General features: G+C 69.6%; 14 protein-coding genes. 5 read left to right on the top strand and 9 right to left on the bottom strand.

The annotated features are described in order from the left end of the window. Positions 1-95: 95 nt before the first annotated feature. Entirely contained in the window at positions 96-488 is a 393-nt protein-coding gene (locus ACJQWM_RS13295) for a hypothetical protein (protein ID WP_332706625.1), read from the bottom strand. Between the two features lie 74 nt (positions 489-562). Then, a complete protein-coding gene (gene hrpB / locus ACJQWM_RS13290) occupies positions 563-3,115 on the bottom strand; it encodes an ATP-dependent helicase HrpB (protein WP_411306891.1) in 2,553 nt (850 codons plus the stop codon). A 126-nt stretch (positions 3,116-3,241) separates the two neighbouring features. Between hrpB and ACJQWM_RS13285 the strand changes: the two genes are divergently transcribed. Beyond that, complete coding sequence (locus ACJQWM_RS13285) at positions 3,242-4,054, top strand: TatD family hydrolase (protein WP_332706629.1); 813 nt, start codon at positions 3,242-3,244, stop codon at positions 4,052-4,054. A gap of 130 nt (positions 4,055-4,184) precedes the next feature. Here ACJQWM_RS13285 and ACJQWM_RS13280 read toward each other — a convergent pair whose 3' ends face one another. Together ACJQWM_RS13280 and ACJQWM_RS13275 are read right to left on the bottom strand one after the other, a co-directional pair. Next, positions 4,185-4,988 carry an ABC transporter permease gene (locus ACJQWM_RS13280; RefSeq protein WP_332706631.1) on the bottom strand — a complete coding sequence of 268 codons (804 nt, stop codon included), beginning with the start codon at positions 4,986-4,988 and terminating at the stop codon, positions 4,185-4,187. Further along, a complete protein-coding gene (locus ACJQWM_RS13275) occupies positions 4,985-5,986 on the bottom strand; it encodes an ABC transporter ATP-binding protein (protein ID WP_332706634.1) in 1,002 nt (333 codons plus the stop codon). Before ACJQWM_RS13275 ends, ACJQWM_RS13280 begins: the two co-directional genes overlap by 4 nt. A gap of 210 nt (positions 5,987-6,196) precedes the next feature. Between ACJQWM_RS13275 and ACJQWM_RS13270 the strand changes: the two genes are divergently transcribed. The 4 genes from ACJQWM_RS13270 to ACJQWM_RS13255 all read left to right on the top strand — a co-directional run bounded on the left by ACJQWM_RS13270 (position 6,197) and on the right by ACJQWM_RS13255 (position 10,747). Next, positions 6,197-6,952: a ferredoxin--NADP reductase gene (locus ACJQWM_RS13270; RefSeq protein ID WP_332706637.1), complete on the top strand. Its 756-nt coding sequence runs from the start codon at positions 6,197-6,199 to the stop codon at positions 6,950-6,952. 120 nt (positions 6,953-7,072) lie between these two features. Continuing rightward, positions 7,073-8,680: an alpha/beta hydrolase gene (locus ACJQWM_RS13265; protein ID WP_332706640.1), complete on the top strand. Its 1,608-nt coding sequence runs from the start codon at positions 7,073-7,075 to the stop codon at positions 8,678-8,680. A 136-nt stretch (positions 8,681-8,816) separates the two neighbouring features. After that, positions 8,817-9,563 carry an ABC transporter ATP-binding protein gene (locus tag ACJQWM_RS13260; protein ID WP_332706643.1) on the top strand — a complete coding sequence of 249 codons (747 nt, stop codon included), beginning with the start codon at positions 8,817-8,819 and terminating at the stop codon, positions 9,561-9,563. Next, positions 9,560-10,747 carry an ABC transporter permease gene (locus tag ACJQWM_RS13255; protein WP_332706646.1) on the top strand — a complete coding sequence of 396 codons (1,188 nt, stop codon included), beginning with the start codon at positions 9,560-9,562 and terminating at the stop codon, positions 10,745-10,747. Before ACJQWM_RS13260 ends, ACJQWM_RS13255 begins: the two co-directional genes overlap by 4 nt. A 97-nt stretch (positions 10,748-10,844) precedes the next feature. Here ACJQWM_RS13255 and ACJQWM_RS13250 read toward each other — a convergent pair whose 3' ends face one another. From ACJQWM_RS13250 to rpmH, 5 genes are all read right to left on the bottom strand, one after another. Continuing rightward, positions 10,845-11,867, bottom strand: coding sequence for an energy transducer TonB (locus ACJQWM_RS13250; RefSeq protein ID WP_411306890.1), 1,023 nt, complete (start codon positions 11,865-11,867; stop codon positions 10,845-10,847). 140 nt (positions 11,868-12,007) lie between these two features. Continuing rightward, positions 12,008-13,357 carry a tRNA uridine-5-carboxymethylaminomethyl(34) synthesis GTPase MnmE gene (mnmE, locus tag ACJQWM_RS13245; protein ID WP_332707437.1) on the bottom strand — a complete coding sequence of 450 codons (1,350 nt, stop codon included), beginning with the start codon at positions 13,355-13,357 and terminating at the stop codon, positions 12,008-12,010. Between the two features lie 274 nt (positions 13,358-13,631). Next, a complete protein-coding gene (yidC, locus tag ACJQWM_RS13240) occupies positions 13,632-15,350 on the bottom strand; it encodes a membrane protein insertase YidC (RefSeq protein WP_332707440.1) in 1,719 nt (572 codons plus the stop codon). A 41-nt stretch (positions 15,351-15,391) separates the two neighbouring features. Beyond that, positions 15,392-15,826 carry a ribonuclease P protein component gene (gene rnpA / locus ACJQWM_RS13235; protein ID WP_332707443.1) on the bottom strand — a complete coding sequence of 145 codons (435 nt, stop codon included), beginning with the start codon at positions 15,824-15,826 and terminating at the stop codon, positions 15,392-15,394. Positions 15,827-15,875: 49 nt separating this feature from the next. Then, positions 15,876-16,016 (bottom strand): 50S ribosomal protein L34, encoded by a 141-nt coding sequence (gene rpmH, locus ACJQWM_RS13230; protein WP_031374044.1) that lies wholly within the window; start codon positions 16,014-16,016, stop codon positions 15,876-15,878. Between the last annotated feature and the right edge of the window lie 394 nt (positions 16,017-16,410).

Here is a 16,410-nt window from a genome sequence, read left to right as displayed (position 1 = left end):
AGGAGCGGGTTCAGCCGCGATCGTGCTCCATTCGAAGGTGCCGGTTTCGGATCGCGGCTGAAGCCGCTCCTACAGAGGCGCCAGGGAGTCCTACCTCACTCGGCCGATGCGCTCGGCGCCTTCGACGTGGTGCGCGTGCTACGGGCGGGCTTCCTTCGTGCGGCGCCGCCGTTGGCGCGCCGCGCGTCGACGCGTTGCGACTCGCCCTCGATCGAGCCGTTTTCAGCCTGCCGGGCCTTGCGCCGCGCGGCATACCAGAGCAGCCCGGCACCGGCGGCGGTGGCGATCACGATCGCCGGGTTGCGCCGCACCACGCTCGCCGCCACCCGTGCGCCGGACTTCAGTGCGCCCAGCTTGACCCCGGTCTGCAGCCACTGACCGGCGCTCGGCATCGCCTGCTGGAAGTTGTCGCCGACCTTGCCGGCCAGCTCAAGTGCGCGGTCGGACAGGTCCAGCGCGCGCTCCGACAGCGAATCGAACTTGTTCATCGTCAGCAATCCTTCAGGGGAATGACGATCAGTGTCGGCCGGCTGCCGTTGAAGGCGCGTGAGCGCAGGCCGCTTCAGGTGCCACGCGGCTTGGCCCGGTGAGTGGCGGTGGCGGTCCAGGGGTCTTCGGGCCAGGGATGCCTGGGGTAGCGGCCTTTCATCTCCCTCTTCACCTCGGGGTAGGTGCGTTCCCAGAAGCCGCGCAGATCCTGGGTGACCTGCAGCGGGCGGCCGGCCGGCGACAGCAGGTGGAGCATCAGCGGCACCCGACCCTCGGCGATCCGCGGAGTATCGGCCAGGCCGAACAGCTCCTGCAGCTTGACCGCGAGCACCGGCGCCCGCGGCTGGTCCGCGCTGGCATCGAAATCGTATTGGATGGGCCGCTCCAGTCCGGACGGCACCTGGATCCGGCTCGGCGCGAGGGCGTCGATCCGCTGCCGCAGCGGCCACGGCAGGCCCGACTTCAGTGCCTCGCCCAGCTCGGTTTCGCTCAACGCGTCGAGACGGCTTTTCCCGGCGAAAGCGGGTTTGAGCCAATGCTCCAGGGTGTCGAGCAGCGCCGCGTCGGACAGCTCCGGCAGCGCCGCTTGCTCCACCGCGAGTTCGGGCGCCCACTGGCGCAGGCAGCGCACCCGCGCGCGCCATTGCGAGAGGCCCTGGGTCCACGGCAATGCGTCCAGGCCGAGCTGGCGCACCGCGTCGACCAGCGCATCGGCGTAGCGCGCGGTGAGTTCGCCGCCGCTCGGACGCGCCAGCGGTCTGCTCTCCAGCACGATGCGGTCGAAGCGGCGCTCGCGCACCGCGGCGATGCCGCGGATGGCGGCGTCCCAGATCACCCGGTCCTCGCTGACGAAGCGCTGCGGGAAATCGCAGCGCAGGCGCGATTCGTCGACCGGCGCGCCGCGCAGCACGTGCGCATCACGGCGCTGGTCGCGCGACGCGTCGCGCAGCTCGCTGATCACCAGCCACGGCTCGCCATACAACGCGCTGTCGTCGGACAACTTCGCGCTGCGGCCGTTGGCGAGCTGATACCGGTACGGATCGCCGGGGTGCTGACGCGCGATCCGGTCGGGAAACGCATGCGCGAGCAGGTCGCCCAACCGATGCGCCGGCAGGTCGAGCGGCGGCGCAGCATCGATGCGCAGGCGCCGCCGCCATTGGCGCGCCGCCTGGTCGAGCGCGGCCAGCGCCGAACGCGAGGCCTCCGGCGGCGCTCGCCCCTGGCGGAATGCGGTCAGCGCCTGCCAGCGCGCGGCCAGCGCATCGCCGCCGCTGCGGAGAGGATCGCGTGCCTCGATCACCGCGGCGAGATCACAGCCCAGCGCGCGTTCGTCGGCATCGCCCGGCGCCAGCAGCATCGCCGCCAGCCGCGGGTGGGTGCCGAGTGCGAGCATGCGCCGGCCCGATGCGGTGATCGCATCACCATCGAGCGCGCCGAGCCGGCGCAGCAGGTCGCGCGCGGCGGCCAGTGCGCCCGGCGGCGGCGGGTCGACGAAGCGCAGGTTGGCATCGCCCCACGCAGCCAGCTCCAGCGCCAGCCCAGACAGTTCGACCTGGGCGATCTCCGGCCGGCGCTGCGGCTCCAGCCGCTGCGACTGCGGCCACAAGCGGTAGGCGAAACCCTCGGCGACGCGACCGGCGCGGCCGGCGCGCTGGTCGGCCGAGGCCTGCGCGATGGTGACCACGTCGAGCCGGGCGAAGCCGCTGTTGGGATCGAAGCGCGGCTCGCGCGCGAGTCCCGAATCGATCACCACGCGTACCCCGGGCAGGGTCACGCTGGATTCGGCGACGTTGGTCGCCAGTACCACGCGACGCGTGCCTTCGGGGCCGGGTTGCAGCACGCGTGATTGCTGCTCGACCGGGAGCTCGCCGTGCATGGGCAGGATTTCAACTCCCTCTCCCGCCGGGAGAGGGCTCAACTGCGCCAGCGTCTGCTGCGTACGCGCGATCTCGCGCTGCCCCGGCAGGAACACCAGCACGTCGCCGGGGTGCTCAGCCAGCGCGTGCTCGACCGCGCGCCGCACCTGCTGCTCGAGCTTCTCGTCGCGACGTGCGGCAAAGTGTGCGACTGCCACCGGATGGCTGCGCCCGGCGCTGCTCAGCCGCGGCGCGTCGAGGAAATCGGCCAGCCGCTCGCCATCGAGCGTGGCCGACATCAGCACGATGCGCAGGTCCTCGCGCAGGGCCGCCTGCACGTCGAGTGCCAACGCCAGCCCGAGATCGGCGGCCAGGTGGCGCTCGTGGAACTCGTCGAACACGACCGCGCCGACGCCTTCCAGGGTCGGATCGTCCTGGATCATCCGGGTCAGGATGCCCTCGGTGACCACCTCGATCCGGGTCGCCGACGTGACCTTGTGCTCGAAGCGGATGCGGTAGCCGACGGTGCCGCCGACCTGCTCGCCGCGCTGCTGCGCCATGAACTGCGCGGCCGCGCGTGCGGCGACACGGCGCGGTTCCAGCATGATGATCCTGCGCCCGCCCAGCCACGCCGCATCGAGCAGCGCCGGCGGCACCTGGGTGGTCTTGCCCGCGCCCGGCGGCGCTTCCAGCACCAGCCGCGGATGCGCGGCCAGGCTGTCGCGGATCCGCGGCAGCAGTTCGTCGATCGGGAAGGCGGGACGGGTCACCGCGCAAGGATACGGATCGAGGCGTTGCTGTAGGAGCGGCTTTAGCCGCGAACCGCAATCGTCGGCCCGCGTCGGCGCCGATCGCGGCTGAAGCCGCTCCTACAAGTGCTCGCCTAGAATGTCGGCATGCAACTGATCGACATCGGCGCCAATCTCACCCACGACTCGTTCGATCACGACCGCGACGCGGTGCTGCAGCGTGCGCGCGAGGCCGGCATCGCGCAGCTGGTGGTCACCGGTGCCAGCCGTGAACATTCGCCGCTGGCGTTGCAGCTTGCGCAGCAGCACCCGGGCGAGCTGTTCGCCACCGCCGGGGTGCATCCGCACCACGCCAGCGAATACACCGCCGAGTGCGACGCGCAGATGCGCGCGCTGCACGAACACGCCGAGGTGGTCGCGGTCGGCGAATGCGGATTGGACTACTTCCGCGACTTCTCGCCGCGCCCGGCGCAGCGCCGCGCGTTCGAACTGCAGCTGCAGATCGCGGTCGACACCGCAAAACCACTATTCCTGCACCAGCGTGACGCGCACGACGACTTCATGGCGATGATGCGCCAGTTCGACGGCCAGCTCGGCGCCGCGGTGGTGCACTGCTTCACCGGCAGCCGCGAGGAGCTGTTCGACTACCTCGACCAGGACTGGCACATCGGCATCACCGGTTGGCTGTGCGACGAACGCCGCGGCCTGCACCTGCGCGAGCTGGTGAAGAGCATTCCCGCCAACCGGCTGATGATCGAGACCGATGCGCCCTACCTGCTGCCACGCACGGTCAAACCGCCGCCCTCGCACCGCCGCAACGAACCGATGTACCTGGCGCATATCGTCCAGGAGCTCGCACGCGACCGTGGCGAGGATGTCGCCGTCACCGCCGCCAACAGCGCCGCCACCGCACGCGCGTTTTTCAACCTGCCTGCGAAGCTTGCCAGCGAAACCGCCTGACCACCGACGTCGCGCGCTGCCTCTGTAGGAGCGGCTTCCGCCGCGATCGAATGTTCGTTCGCCGGCGCCGGTTCCACGATCGCGGCTGAAGCCGCTCCTACAACATCGGCGGAGAAGCGGCGCCCTCGAATCAGCTGCGCAGCCCGATCCCGCGCTTGAGCAACCACAGCCCCAGCGCCGCCAGCGCAACGACGAACCCGAGCATCAGTGCATAGGCGATCCACACCGGCACGTCGGACACACCGAGCAGGCCGTAGCGGAACGCGTTGACCATGTAGAACACCGGGTTTGCGTGGGTGGCGGCCTCGGCCCAGCCGGGCAGCAGGGTGACCGAATAGAACACGCCGCCCAGGTAGGTCAGCGGGGTCAGGATGAAGGTCGGCACGATCGCGATATCGTCGAACTTCTTGGCGTACACCGCATTGACGAAGCCGGCCAGGGCGAAGATGGTCGCGCCCAGCAGCACGGTGCTGAGCATGATCAGCGGGTGGCGGATCTGCAGGTTGGTGAACAGCGACGCGATCAGCAGCACGATCACCCCGACTGCCAGGCCGCGGGTCACCGCGCCGACGACGTAGCCGGTCAGGATCACCCAGTTCGGCATCGGACTGACCAACAGCTCCTCGACGTGGCGGCCGAACTTGGCGCCGAAGAACGACGAGCTGATGTTGCCGTAGCTGTTCTGGATGATGCTCATCATCACCAGCCCGGGCACGATGAAATCCATGTAGTCGATGCCCTCCATCTGCCCGATGCGCGAGCCGATCAGGCCGCCGAAGATCAGGAAGTACAGCGTCATCGTGATCGCCGGCGGCACCAGGGTCTGGCCCCAGATGCGCAGCACGCGCATGAGCTCGCGGCGGATGATCGTGCCGAGCGCGGTGAGATTGCGCTGGGAGGTGCTTGGCTCGGTGATGTCGGTGCTGGTGTTCATGCGGCCTGCTCCCGTTGCGCGGCGGCGTCGTCACCGGTCAGCCGCACGAACAGCTCCTCCAGGCGGTTGGACTTGGTCCGCATCGAGCGCACGCAGATGCCGGCTTCGCCGAGCGCGGCGAACACCCGGTTGAGGTCCATCGCGCGCGGCATCTCGATGTCCAGGGTGTGGTCGTCGGTAGCGATCAGCGAGGTGCCCTCGATCGCCGGCAGGCTCGCCGGCAGCTGGCCGGCGATGTCGAACACGAAGCCCTCGATGTCGAGCCGGGCGAGCAGCGCGCGCATGGTGCCGGCGGCGACGATCGCGCCGCGGTCGATGATCGCCAGGTTGCGGCACAGGTGCTCGGCTTCCTCCAGGTAGTGCGTGGTCAGGATGATGGTGGTGCCGGCGGCGTTGATCTCGCGCAGGGTCTGCCACATGCCGCGGCGGATCTCGATGTCGACCCCGGCGGTCGGCTCGTCGAGGATCAGCAGCTGCGGCCGGGTCATCATCGCGCGGGCGATCATCAGCCGGCGCTTCATGCCGCCCGACAGCGTGCGGCTCATCATCTGCGCCTTGTCCCACAGCTGCGCGCGCTTGAGTTCCTCCTCGGCGCGGACGGTGGCCTGCTCGCGCGGCACGCCGTAGAAGCCGGCGTAGTTGACCAAGATGTCGAGCGGCTTCTCGAACATGTTGAAGTTCAGTTCCTGCGGCACCAGCCCGATCATCCGCATCGCCGCGCTGCGGTCGCGGGTCAGGTCGGTGCCGAAGATCGAGACCGAGCCGGCGCTGAGGTTGACCAGCGAGCTGACGATGCCGATCAGGGTCGACTTGCCGGCGCCATTGGGGCCGAGCAGGGCGAAGAAATCGCCGCGGGCGACATCCAGCGAGACGCCCTTGAGCGCCTCGATCCCGCCCTTGCCGGTACCGGTGTCGTAGGTCTTGCGCAGGTCCTGGATGGAAAGGGCCGGCACCGGCGACGCCGGCGCAGCGACCCGGGTCGCTTCAGTGTGCTTCATAGGGGTGTGCCCATCGGTGTGCGATGTGGGGGCAAGGCCGCGGGCGGAGCCGCGCGCCGAATCCCGGTAGTATAGGCGGCTCAGTGGCAGTGCTCCGGCCGCGCGCCGGCCACGCTGCGTTCCAGCACTGTGATCGCGAGGTCGGCGGCAGCGCCACGACCGGTTCGCGGCCTTCTCCGCCCCTGACAAACCCTCCGGCAGACCCGATCCTTGGCTATCCAGCACTTCCCCCTCAAGCTCGTCTCGCGCCGCATGCTGGCGCCCGCCGTCGGCCATTACGTGTTCGTGCGCGACGACGGCCAGCCGCTGGATTTCATCCCCGGCCAGTTCATCCAGGTGCACTTCCACTACGCCGATGGCACCGCGACCAAGCGCAGCTACTCGCTGGCGACCATCCACGACCACGCCATGGCGCCCGGCGAGGAGGTCGAGATCGCGGTCAGCTACGTGCCCGGCGGCGCGGCCACCGCGTTGTTCGAGGGGCTGGAGGCCGGCGGCATCATCGATGCCAGCGGGCCGTTCGGCCGCTTCTGCCTGGCCGCGGCCGACGCCAACCAGCGCTACCTGCTGATCGGCACCGGCACCGGCGTGACCCCGTACCGCGCGATGCTGCCGCAACTGGAAGCGGCGATCGCCGAGCGCGGCATAGAGGTGGTGCTGCTGTTCGGCGCGCGCACCCCGGCCGAGCTGCTGTACGGCGAGGAGTTCCGCGCGTTCGCCGACAAGCATCCGGAGCACTTCCGGTTCGTGCCGTGCTTCTCGCGCGAGCTGCCCGAGGACCCACATCCGGACACACGTCATGGCTACGTGCAGCAGTTCCTCGCTGAATTCACGCCCAGCGCTGGACGCGACATCGCCTATCTGTGCGGCAATCCCAACATGGTTGACGCCTGCTTCGAGGCGCTCAAGGACTGCGGCCTGGAGGTCAAGCAGATCCGCCGCGAGAAATACGTCAGCAGCAAGTAGCGACGCGGCAATCCACCGGAATGTTCGAACCGGAGTGCCGAGCTCGCCCGGCACACTTGCCGCGGCTCACCGACGACGCTGATCGCAGCGGCAACATGTCGCTGCATCCGTCCGCCGCGCATGACCCTTGCCACATTGGTTGCCGCAGTCCGGTCTGTCATCCTTGCCGCATCCAATCTTGGACACGAAAGGGAATCCGTGCGCACCCCGACACCCCATCCAGCCTCCGCGCTTGGCGCGCTGGCGGCAGTCTTGCTGCTGGCCGCCTGCACGCCCGCCAGCAGCGCCGATGAGCCCGCGTCCGGGACCCGCCAGTTCGGCGCAATTGCATTCGAACCTTGTTCGCTGAGCGGCGCCGGCGGCGGGCCGAGCACCGCTGCGCAATGCGCCAGTTTCGAAGTCGCCGAGGATCGCGCGCAGCCGGACGGCCGCCGGATCGCGCTCGACATCGCCTGGCTGCCGGCCGGTACCCAGGGCGGGGACACCGGTGATCCGGTGTTCTTCCTCGCCGGCGGGCCCGGGCAGGCCGCGACCGAACATGCGGCCACGGTCAACCTGGCCCTGCGCGAAGTACGCAAGCAACGCGACATCATCCTGATCGACCAGCGCGGCACCGGTGGCTCCAACCCGCTGGATTGCCGCGACGCCACCGGCGAGCCGCTGCCGATGGAGGAGGTCGACCCGACCAGCCTGACGGCACTGACCGACTACGCGCGCCAGTGCGCGGCATCGCTGCAGGGCCGTGCCGATTCGCGGCACTACACCACCACCGACGCGGTTGCCGATCTGGATGCGGTGCGCAGCGCGCTCGGCGTGGCGCAGGTCAACCTGGTCGGTGGGTCCTACGGCACGCGCGTCGCCCAGCAGTACGCGGCGACATATCCGCAGCACACCCGCACCGTGGTGCTCGACGGCGTGGTGCCGAACGACCTGGTGGTCGGCGGTGAGTTCGCCCACACCTTCGAGGATGCGCTCGCGCTGCAGTCGGCCCAGTGCCAGCAGTTGCCGGCGTGCCGGGCGCGGTTCGAGACCGACCTGCGCGCGCAGCTGCGCCAGGTCATGGACACGCTGGAGACGACGCCGGTCGAGGTCGACTACCGCGATCCCGGCACCGGCGAGGCCCGGCGCGACACCGTCACCGCCGACACCCTGACCACGCTGGCGTTCGTGTTCTCCTACGCGCCGCAGACCGCCGCGCTGCTGCCGCTGGTGATCGACGAAGCCGCGCAGGGCCGCTATGCACCCCTGATGGCGCTGACCCGGATGGCCACTGCGAACGTCAGCGATCAGATGACCCGCGGCATGCAGTGGTCGGTGCTGTGCGCCGAGGACGCCGACCGCCTGCAGGCCGATGCACATGCCGCCGGCACCGTGCTCGGCGCCGAGCTGGCGCGGATGTTCTTTGCGCCGTGCGCGGTGTGGCCGGCCGGCGAACGCCCGGCCGGCTTCGATGCGCCGTTCGAGTCGGAGTTGCCGGTGTTGCTGCTGTCGGGTGAACTCGACCCGGTCACGCCGCCGCGCTACGGCGAGCGCGTCGCCGCCGACCTGCCCAACGGCCGCCACCTGGTGCTGCGGGGCCAGGGCCACGGCGCGATGACGCTGGGCTGCGTGCCCAAGCTGCTCGCCCAGTTCATCGAATCGACCGACGCCGGCGCGCTCGATGACGGCTGCCTGGAGTCACTGAGCTACGTGCCGCCGTTCACCAGCTTCAACGGGTGGGAGCCTTGAGGCGGTCAACGGTGAATGGTGAACGGCAAACAGGTCGCTCGCGACGGTCGGGTGGCCCACCCGGTTGCTGCGCCATCCGAGTCTCGCAGCGCCCACTTTCCTGTTCACCACTCCCTATTTTTCGGTTGACCGCACGATGATTATCGCCAACCACCTGCACAAGGCGTTCAAGACCAAGACCGGCATGGTCAAGGCGGTCGATGGGGTCGATTTCGAAGCGCCCGATGGCCGCATCACCGGCCTGCTCGGGCCCAACGGCGCCGGCAAGACCACCACGCTGCGCATGCTGTACACGCTGATGAAGCCCGACAGCGGCTCGGTGCGGGTCGATGGCATCGATGCCGCGCACGATCCAGCCGCGGTGCGGCGCGCGCTTGGCGTGCTGCCGGACGCGCGCGGCGTCTACAAGCGGCTGACCGCGCGCGAGAACATCGCCTACTTCGGCGAGCTGCACGGCATGTCGAAATCGGCCATCGCGCAGCGCACCAAGGCCTTGTCGGATGCGCTGGACATGGGCGAGATCCTCGACCGGCAGACCGAAGGGTTCTCCCAAGGCCAGCGCACCAAGACCGCGATCGCCCGGGCACTGGTGCACGACCCGAAGAACGTGATCCTCGACGAGCCGACCAACGGCCTGGACGTGATGACCACCCGCGCGATGCGCGCCTTCCTGCTGCAGCTGCGCGGCGAAGGCCGCTGCGTGATCTTCTCCAGCCACATCATGCAGGAGGTCGCGGCGCTGTGTGACCGGATCGTCATCATCGCCAAGGGGCAGGTGGTGGCTGCCGGCAGCGCCGAGGAGCTGCGCGCGCAGTTCGGCGAGGCAAACCTGGAGGACGCCTTCGTCAAGGCGATCGGTTCCGAGGAGGGCCTGCACGCATGAGGACCGCGATCGTTTCCTCGATGCTGGCGGTGATGCGCAAGGAGCTGCGCGACATCTCGCGCGACCGGCTCACCCTGGCGCTGGTGCTGCTGATGGGCCCGCTGCTGTATCCGGTGTTGATGCTCGGCATGGGCGCGCTTGCCGAGAACCGCGCCAAGACCCAGCTCGATGTGGTGCTGGAGGTGCCGGTGGTCGGCGTTGAACATGCGCCCAACCTGGTCGCCTTCCTGGCCACCCACGGCATCGAGGCGATCGCGCCGCCGGATGAGCTGGATTCGGCGATCGCCGCCCAGGACGTCGATGTCGCGCTGGAGATCGACCCGGAATTCGGTGCCGACTGGCACGCCGGCCGCCCGGCAACGGTGCTGGTGGTGCACGACAGCACCCGGCGCAATGCGGAGATCCCGGTCAGGCGCGTGCGCACCGCACTGGAAGGTTACGGCCAGCAGGTCGGCATGCTGCGACTGATGGCGCGCGGCATCGACCCGGCGGTGACGCGCCCGGTGAGCTTGGGCACGCGCGACCTCGCCACCGTCGAGGCCAAGCGCGGCATGCTGCTGTCCTTCATCCTGCCGTACCTGTTGATCCTGACCTCGTTCCTCGGCGGCGCGTACCTGATCCTCGATGCCACCGCCGGCGAGCGCGAGCGCCAGTCGCTGGAGCCGCTGCTGGCGACCCCGGCCACGCGCGGCTCGATCGTCAGCGGCAAGATCGCCGCGGCCTGCTCGGTTGGCCTGCTGTCGCTGCTGCTGACCCTGCTCGCGTTCAAGCTCAGCGCGCAGCTGGCGCCGGGGCTCGGCGAAATGCTCGACGTCAGCTTCCTGGCAATCGGCAAGATGCTGCTGATCCTGGTGCCGATGCTGTTCATCGGCACCGCATTGCTGACCCTGCTGGCGGCCTCGGCCAAGAGCATGAAGGAGGCGCAGAGCCACATGACCTGGCTGATGCTGCTGCCGATGGTGCCGACCTTCGTGCTGATGGTGAACCCGATCAAGAGCCAGCTGTGGCAGTTCACCGTGCCGTTCCTCGCGCAGAACCAGCTGCTGCTCAAGGTGATCCGCGGCGAGGCTATCGACTTGCCGGTATGGGCGGTCTACCTCGCCGCCGGCTTCGGGCTGGCCGCGGTCCTGTGGTTCGCCGCGGTGCGCCGCTACCACCAGGAGAAGCTGGCGATCTCGGGCTGAGCGTCCGCGGCGATCCCGGCAGTCGGGGGCGTGGAAAAGAAGAAGCCCGGCAAAAGCCGGGCTTCCTGCTACTGGCCGGAGCCATCCCGGCGCGTTGCTACTGACCGGGGTTGAACGCGATCGTACGGCGGGTGGTGACCGGCGCCGGCAGTGGCTGGAAGCGCCAGTCGCGCACCGCACTGACCGCTTCGCGGTCGAACACCCGCGCTGGCGTGGCCCGCACCACCCGTGCCGACGTCACCGAGCCGTCGGTGCCGACGGTGAACTCTACCTGCACTTCGCCCGCCTGCGCCGCACGCAAGGCTTCGCGCGGGTAACGCGGCGCCGGGGTGGAGAGCGCCCGCAAATCGGCGGCGCTGGCGGTGGCCGGTGCCGCGGCCTGCTGCGCGGCACGCCGCGCAGCAGTGGCTTCGGCCGCCTCCGCGGCGGCCTGCTGCTCGGCCGCCAACTGATCCGCCGCTTCCTGCTCGGCGGCATCGCGCGCTTCCTGCGCGGCCAGCTCACGTGCGGCTTCGCGTTGCTGCTGTTGCTGCTGGGCCAGGCGCTCGCGCTCCAGCTCGGCCTGACGCTCGGCCTGCTGCTCGGCGCTGGCCGCTTCCTGCTCGGCCCGTTCGGCCACCGCCACGCTGCGGGTCTCGATGCTCGCCTGCAGGCGCACCAGTGCCGGATGTTGCGGCGCCATCCGCTGCAGCAGCCCGGCCAGGCGCCTGGCTTCATCGAAGTCCTCGCGCTGCACGCTCTGTTCGGTCGCAATCACCGTCATCGGCAGCAGATCGGTCAGCGCGCTGGAGACGCCGGCGTCGGCCGGAGCCTTCTCGCGCAGCGCCAGGTAGTACTCGACCGCGTTGTCATCGGCCGGGGCGTACAGGCGATTCTCGCTGTAGGCCGTGCGCGCGGCCTCGCGCAGCTCCTCGACGCTCATCGCCGCGGTGCGGGCGGGCGCGGCCGGCGCGGCGGTTGCCGCGGGTGCGCCGCTGGTGGCGGGCGCGACGGCCGCATCCGGCGCGGCGGAATCGTCGCTACAGGCCGCCAGCGCCAGGCCCAGGGCCAGCAGCAGCGACATTTTCGATACGGTGGACAGCCGGCGCGATCGCCGGGCTTGCGGATTTTGGACGGTCATTGGCAAAGCTCCCCTGAAGTACGCCGTCTGGGCGCACGGGCACTAGGACGCTCCAGCGCGGCGCTTTTGTCAAGTTCTACTGGCTGAATCCGGGGCACTCGGCAAGCGCGGGAGGCCGCGGTCGGCGGCGCCGCAGGCGGTCACTTGCCGATGCAGAAGCTCGAGAAAATGCTGCCGAGCAGATCGTCGGCGCGGACCCGGCCGGTGATCTCGCCGAGCGCGTCATGGGCCTGGCGCAGGGCCTCGGCGGCCAGCTCGAGCGCTTCGTGGTCGAGCTGCAGACGCGCCTGGGCCAGCTCGTCGACCACCCGGTGCAGGGCCTCGACATGCCGCGCCCGCGCGGTGAACTCACCCCCGCCGGCTTCGGCATCCTCGCCGTGCGCCAGCTGCCGCAGTCGCGCGTGCAGCGCGTCCAGGCCGACCCCGTGCAGCGCCGACAGGTACAGAGCGTCGCCTGGCTGTGCATTCGGCGCGCCGCCGGGCAGCAGGTCGGCCTTGTTGTACAGCCACAGCCGCTGCCCGACCCCGCTGATGGCCTCGGCCACCGCCGCACGCCCGGCGTCGGGATCGCGCGCGTCGAGCACCACGATCGCCAGGTCGGCGCGCTCGAGTTCGCCGCGCGCGCGGCGCATCCCTTCGCGCTCGATGCTGTCGCCGCCCTGGCGCAACCCCGCGGTATCGACCAGGGTCAGCTCGACGCCGTCGATGCGCACCACCTCGTGCAACAGGTCGCGGGTGGTGCCGGCGATGTCGGTGACGATCGCGCGCTCGCTGCCGGCCAGCGCGTTGAGCAGCGAACTCTTGCCGGCATTGGGCGGCCCGACGATCACCGCGTGCAGGCCGTCGCGCAGGCGTCGGCCTCGTTCGGCCGCCGCGAGCAGCGCCTGCAGCGCCTGCGCGAGCGCATCGAAGCGCACGCGCAGGGCGGCCCCGCCGAGCGTATCGAGCGACTCGTCGGCGAAATCGATCGCGGCCTCGACGTGCACGCGGATTGCGAGCAGGTCCTCGGCGAGTGCCTCGATGCGACGCGAGAATTCGCCGTCGAGGGCGCGACGGGCGGCACGGGCGGCGCGCGCGTCGCTTGCGGCGATCAGGTCGGCGACCGCCTCGGCCTGCGCCAGGTCGAGCCGGCCTTCCAGGAACGCGCGCTCGCTGAACTCGCCGGGACGCGCGCGGCGTGCGCCCAGCGCGCAGCAGCGTGTCAGCAACTCCTGCAATAGCGCCGGGCTGCCATGCGCCTGCAGCTCGACCACGTCCTCGCCGGTGTAACTGGCCGGCGCGGCGAAGTACAGCGCGATGCCGTCATCGAGCGTGGCGCCGTGCTCGTCGCGAAAACGCACGTGATGCGCATGGCGCGGCGTCAGCGCGCGGCCGCTGACCGCCTCGCCGACCGGCTGGGCGTCAGGACCCGACAGCCGCACGATGCCGACCCCACCGGCGCCGGGCGCGGTGGCGATCGCGGCGATGGTGTCGCGGTCGGCTGGGTTCATGTCGTCATGGTGGCAGAAGGCCTTCCCGGCGCGGGGCGCGGGGCGCGGGGCTCGGGACTCGGGACTCGGGATTCGGGACTCGGGACTCGGGACTCGGGAAAAGCGTAGAGCGGTCCGCAAAAGGCGCAAAAGGCGCAAAAGTTCTCAGGGCAATTGCCCTGGTCTTCTTTGCGATTTTTGCGTCCTTTGCAAACCCGCTCCTGACTTTCCGAGTCCCGAGTCCCGAGTCCCGAATCCCGAATCCCGAATCCCGAATCCCGAATCCCGAGGAAGGCTACGCCTTGGCCGGCGCCTCGGCGTACTTCTTGGTCATGTACCACTGCTGCAGCAGGCCGATGCCGGCGTTGGTCACCCAGTACAGCACCAGGCCGGCCGGGAAGAACGCGAACATCACGCCGAACACCAGCGGCATGAACTGCATCATCTTCTGCTGCATCGGGTCCATGCCCGACATCGGACTGAGTTTCTGGGTCGCCCACATCACCGCCATGTTCAGCGCCGGCAGCACGAAGAACGGATCGCGCGCGGTCAGGTCGTCGATCCACAGGACCCACGGCGCATGGCGCAGCTCGACTGATTCCAACAGCACCCAATACAGCGCCAGGAACACCGGCATCTGCAGCAGCAGCGGCAGGCAGCCACCGACCGGGTTGATCTTCTCCTTCTTGTACAACTCCATCATCGCCTGCTGGAACTTCTGGCGATCGTCGCCGTGGCGCTCCTTGAGCTGGGCGATGCGCGGCTGGAACTTGCGCATCTTCGCCATCGACTTGTACTGCGCGGCCGACAGCGGATACATCGCCAGCTTGATCACGACCACCAGTCCGATGATCGCCCAGCCCCAGTTTCCGACCAGGTCGTGGATGAACGACAGCAGCCAGAACAGCCAGCTGCCCAGCGTGGCCAGAATGCTGAAGCGGCTGAAGTCGACCGCGCGGTCCAGGCCGGGCACGCCCTGCGCCTGGATCTGCCGGACCAGCTTCGGCCCCACCCACAGCCGTGCCTCGGTGGCGGCGCGGCTGCCCGGGGCGACGTTCAGCCCCGGACCGATCTCGCGGATCAGGTACTGGGTGCCACCGGTGCCGGTCGGGGTCGCCAGAGCGAAGGTGCTGGTGTCCTCGGCGCTGGGGATCCACGCGGCGAAGAAGTGGTGCTGCAACATCGCGATCCAGCCGCCTTCGACCTGCCGGTTGAGCGCGCCGTCGTCGACGAAATCATCGAACGCGCGTTTTTCGTATTTCTCGGCAGGGCTGTACCACGCCGCCCCCTGGAAACTGTACTGCTCGGCGTTCATCGGGCCGCTGCTGGTGAGCGCGCGCGGCACGCGGCTGAGCTGGCGGTAGACGAAACCCTGCCACGGCGCATCGCCGGCATTGATGACCTCATCGCGCACAGTCACCGCGTATTCGCCGCGCTGGAAGGTGTAGCTGCGGCGGATGCTCACGCCGTCCGGTCCGGTCCAGACGAATGGCACCACCACCGCGTCCTGACCGGGGCGGAGGGTGAACTGGCGGACGTCGCCTTCCAGCACGAAGCCCTGCTCGTGGGTCGGGGCCGGATTGGCGCTGCTGGTCCAACCGCTCTGGGCGACGAAATAGTTGGCTGGATCGCGGGCGAACAACCGTACCGGTGCGCTGCCGGCCTCAGCCTCGGATGGATACCCGATCAAGTCGGCCTGGCGTAGTTCGCCGCCGTCCATGACCACGCTGAGCACGTCGGTGTCGACCGTGACGGCCGGAGTCGCCGCGACATCGGGCGCGGATCCAGCGGCGGCATCGGCCGGAGGCACGGCAAGGTCCGGCAGCGCTGCCGGTGCATCGGGCACGGTGGGCGTGTTGCCGCTGGCGGCGTTGGGGACGGTACTGTTGGCGACCTCGTTGGTGACGGCTGTCGTGGTCGGCGGCGGAGCGGTCTGATCTTTGTCCCACTCCATCCACAGCAGGGTCGCCACCATCAGCCAGGCGAAGATCAGGAAGACACGGGTCTGGTTCATGGGCGGCAGGTCACGCGTGGATGTTCATGGGCAGCAGCGACTCAGCCGGGACGCAGGTCCGGCGCGGGGTCGGTAGCAGGGGGAGCGGCCGGCATTGTGCCGTCCGGGGAAGACACCGGCAACGCGCCGGCACGCTGCAGCAGCCGCAGCAGGGCCTCGCGCAACTGCACACCATTGCATTGCGAAGCACCGGGACGGGCGACCACGACGTAGTCACCGGCGGCCAGACCGGCGCGCTGATGGCGGAACAGGTCGCGCAGCACGCGCTTGATCCGGTTGCGGCCGACCGCATGCGGGTCGACCTTGCGCGAAACCGCCAGACCGAGCCGGGCCTCGCCCTCGGCGGGCAGGTCGTCGCGAGCCTGGAAATGCAAAGCAAGCACGGGCAGCGCCACGCGCCGGCCATGCTTGAAGATACGGTCGAAGTCGGAACGCGCGCGCACCCGCGCGGTGCGCGGGAAGCGGGTCGAAGTCATCGGACACGAACGGCCACGCGGGGCGGCCGTGGCAAGGCAGTCGACGCGCTTAGGCGCAGAGACGCTTGCGACCCTTGGCGCGGCGGCGCGCCAGAATCTTGCGGCCGTCGGCCGTCGCCATGCGGGCACGGAAGCCGTGGTCGCGCTTGCGCTTGAGGTTGCTGGGCTGGTAAGTGCGCTTGGTGGCCATGATGCGGCTCTGCGTTGACGGCGAATAAGACCGGCAAGTCTAGCGGCGCGGCGGTCGCGGGGTCAACTGCCGCGGGCTCTGACTTGCCGCACCCGGACTACGGGACTCGGACTCGGGACTCGGGACTCGGGACTCGGGACTCGGAAGAGCATGGTCGGCCAAGAGTCGAGATGGCGTTCGGTTCCGCGGTTGCTTATTTCAGATCAGCTACTGAACGGCCCAGGCCAAGGCGAAGCGAAGGCGCGACCACAATCAAGTGCATACCAGCGACTGCTGGTGTGACGGTTTCGAAGAAACCGCCCGAGTCCCGAGTCCCGAGTCCCGACTTGCAACTTTCCAGCCGCACCATCTGTTGCCTGTTCCTGCCCCCGCGCCGGTGCTAGTCTGGCCGACC

Origin of the sequence: Novilysobacter longmucuonensis (assembly GCF_046600735.1) — a bacterium.
Taxonomy (GTDB): Bacteria; Pseudomonadota; Gammaproteobacteria; order Xanthomonadales; family Xanthomonadaceae; genus Novilysobacter_A; species Novilysobacter_A longmucuonensis.
This window is presented reverse-complemented; position numbering and strand designations above follow the sequence as displayed.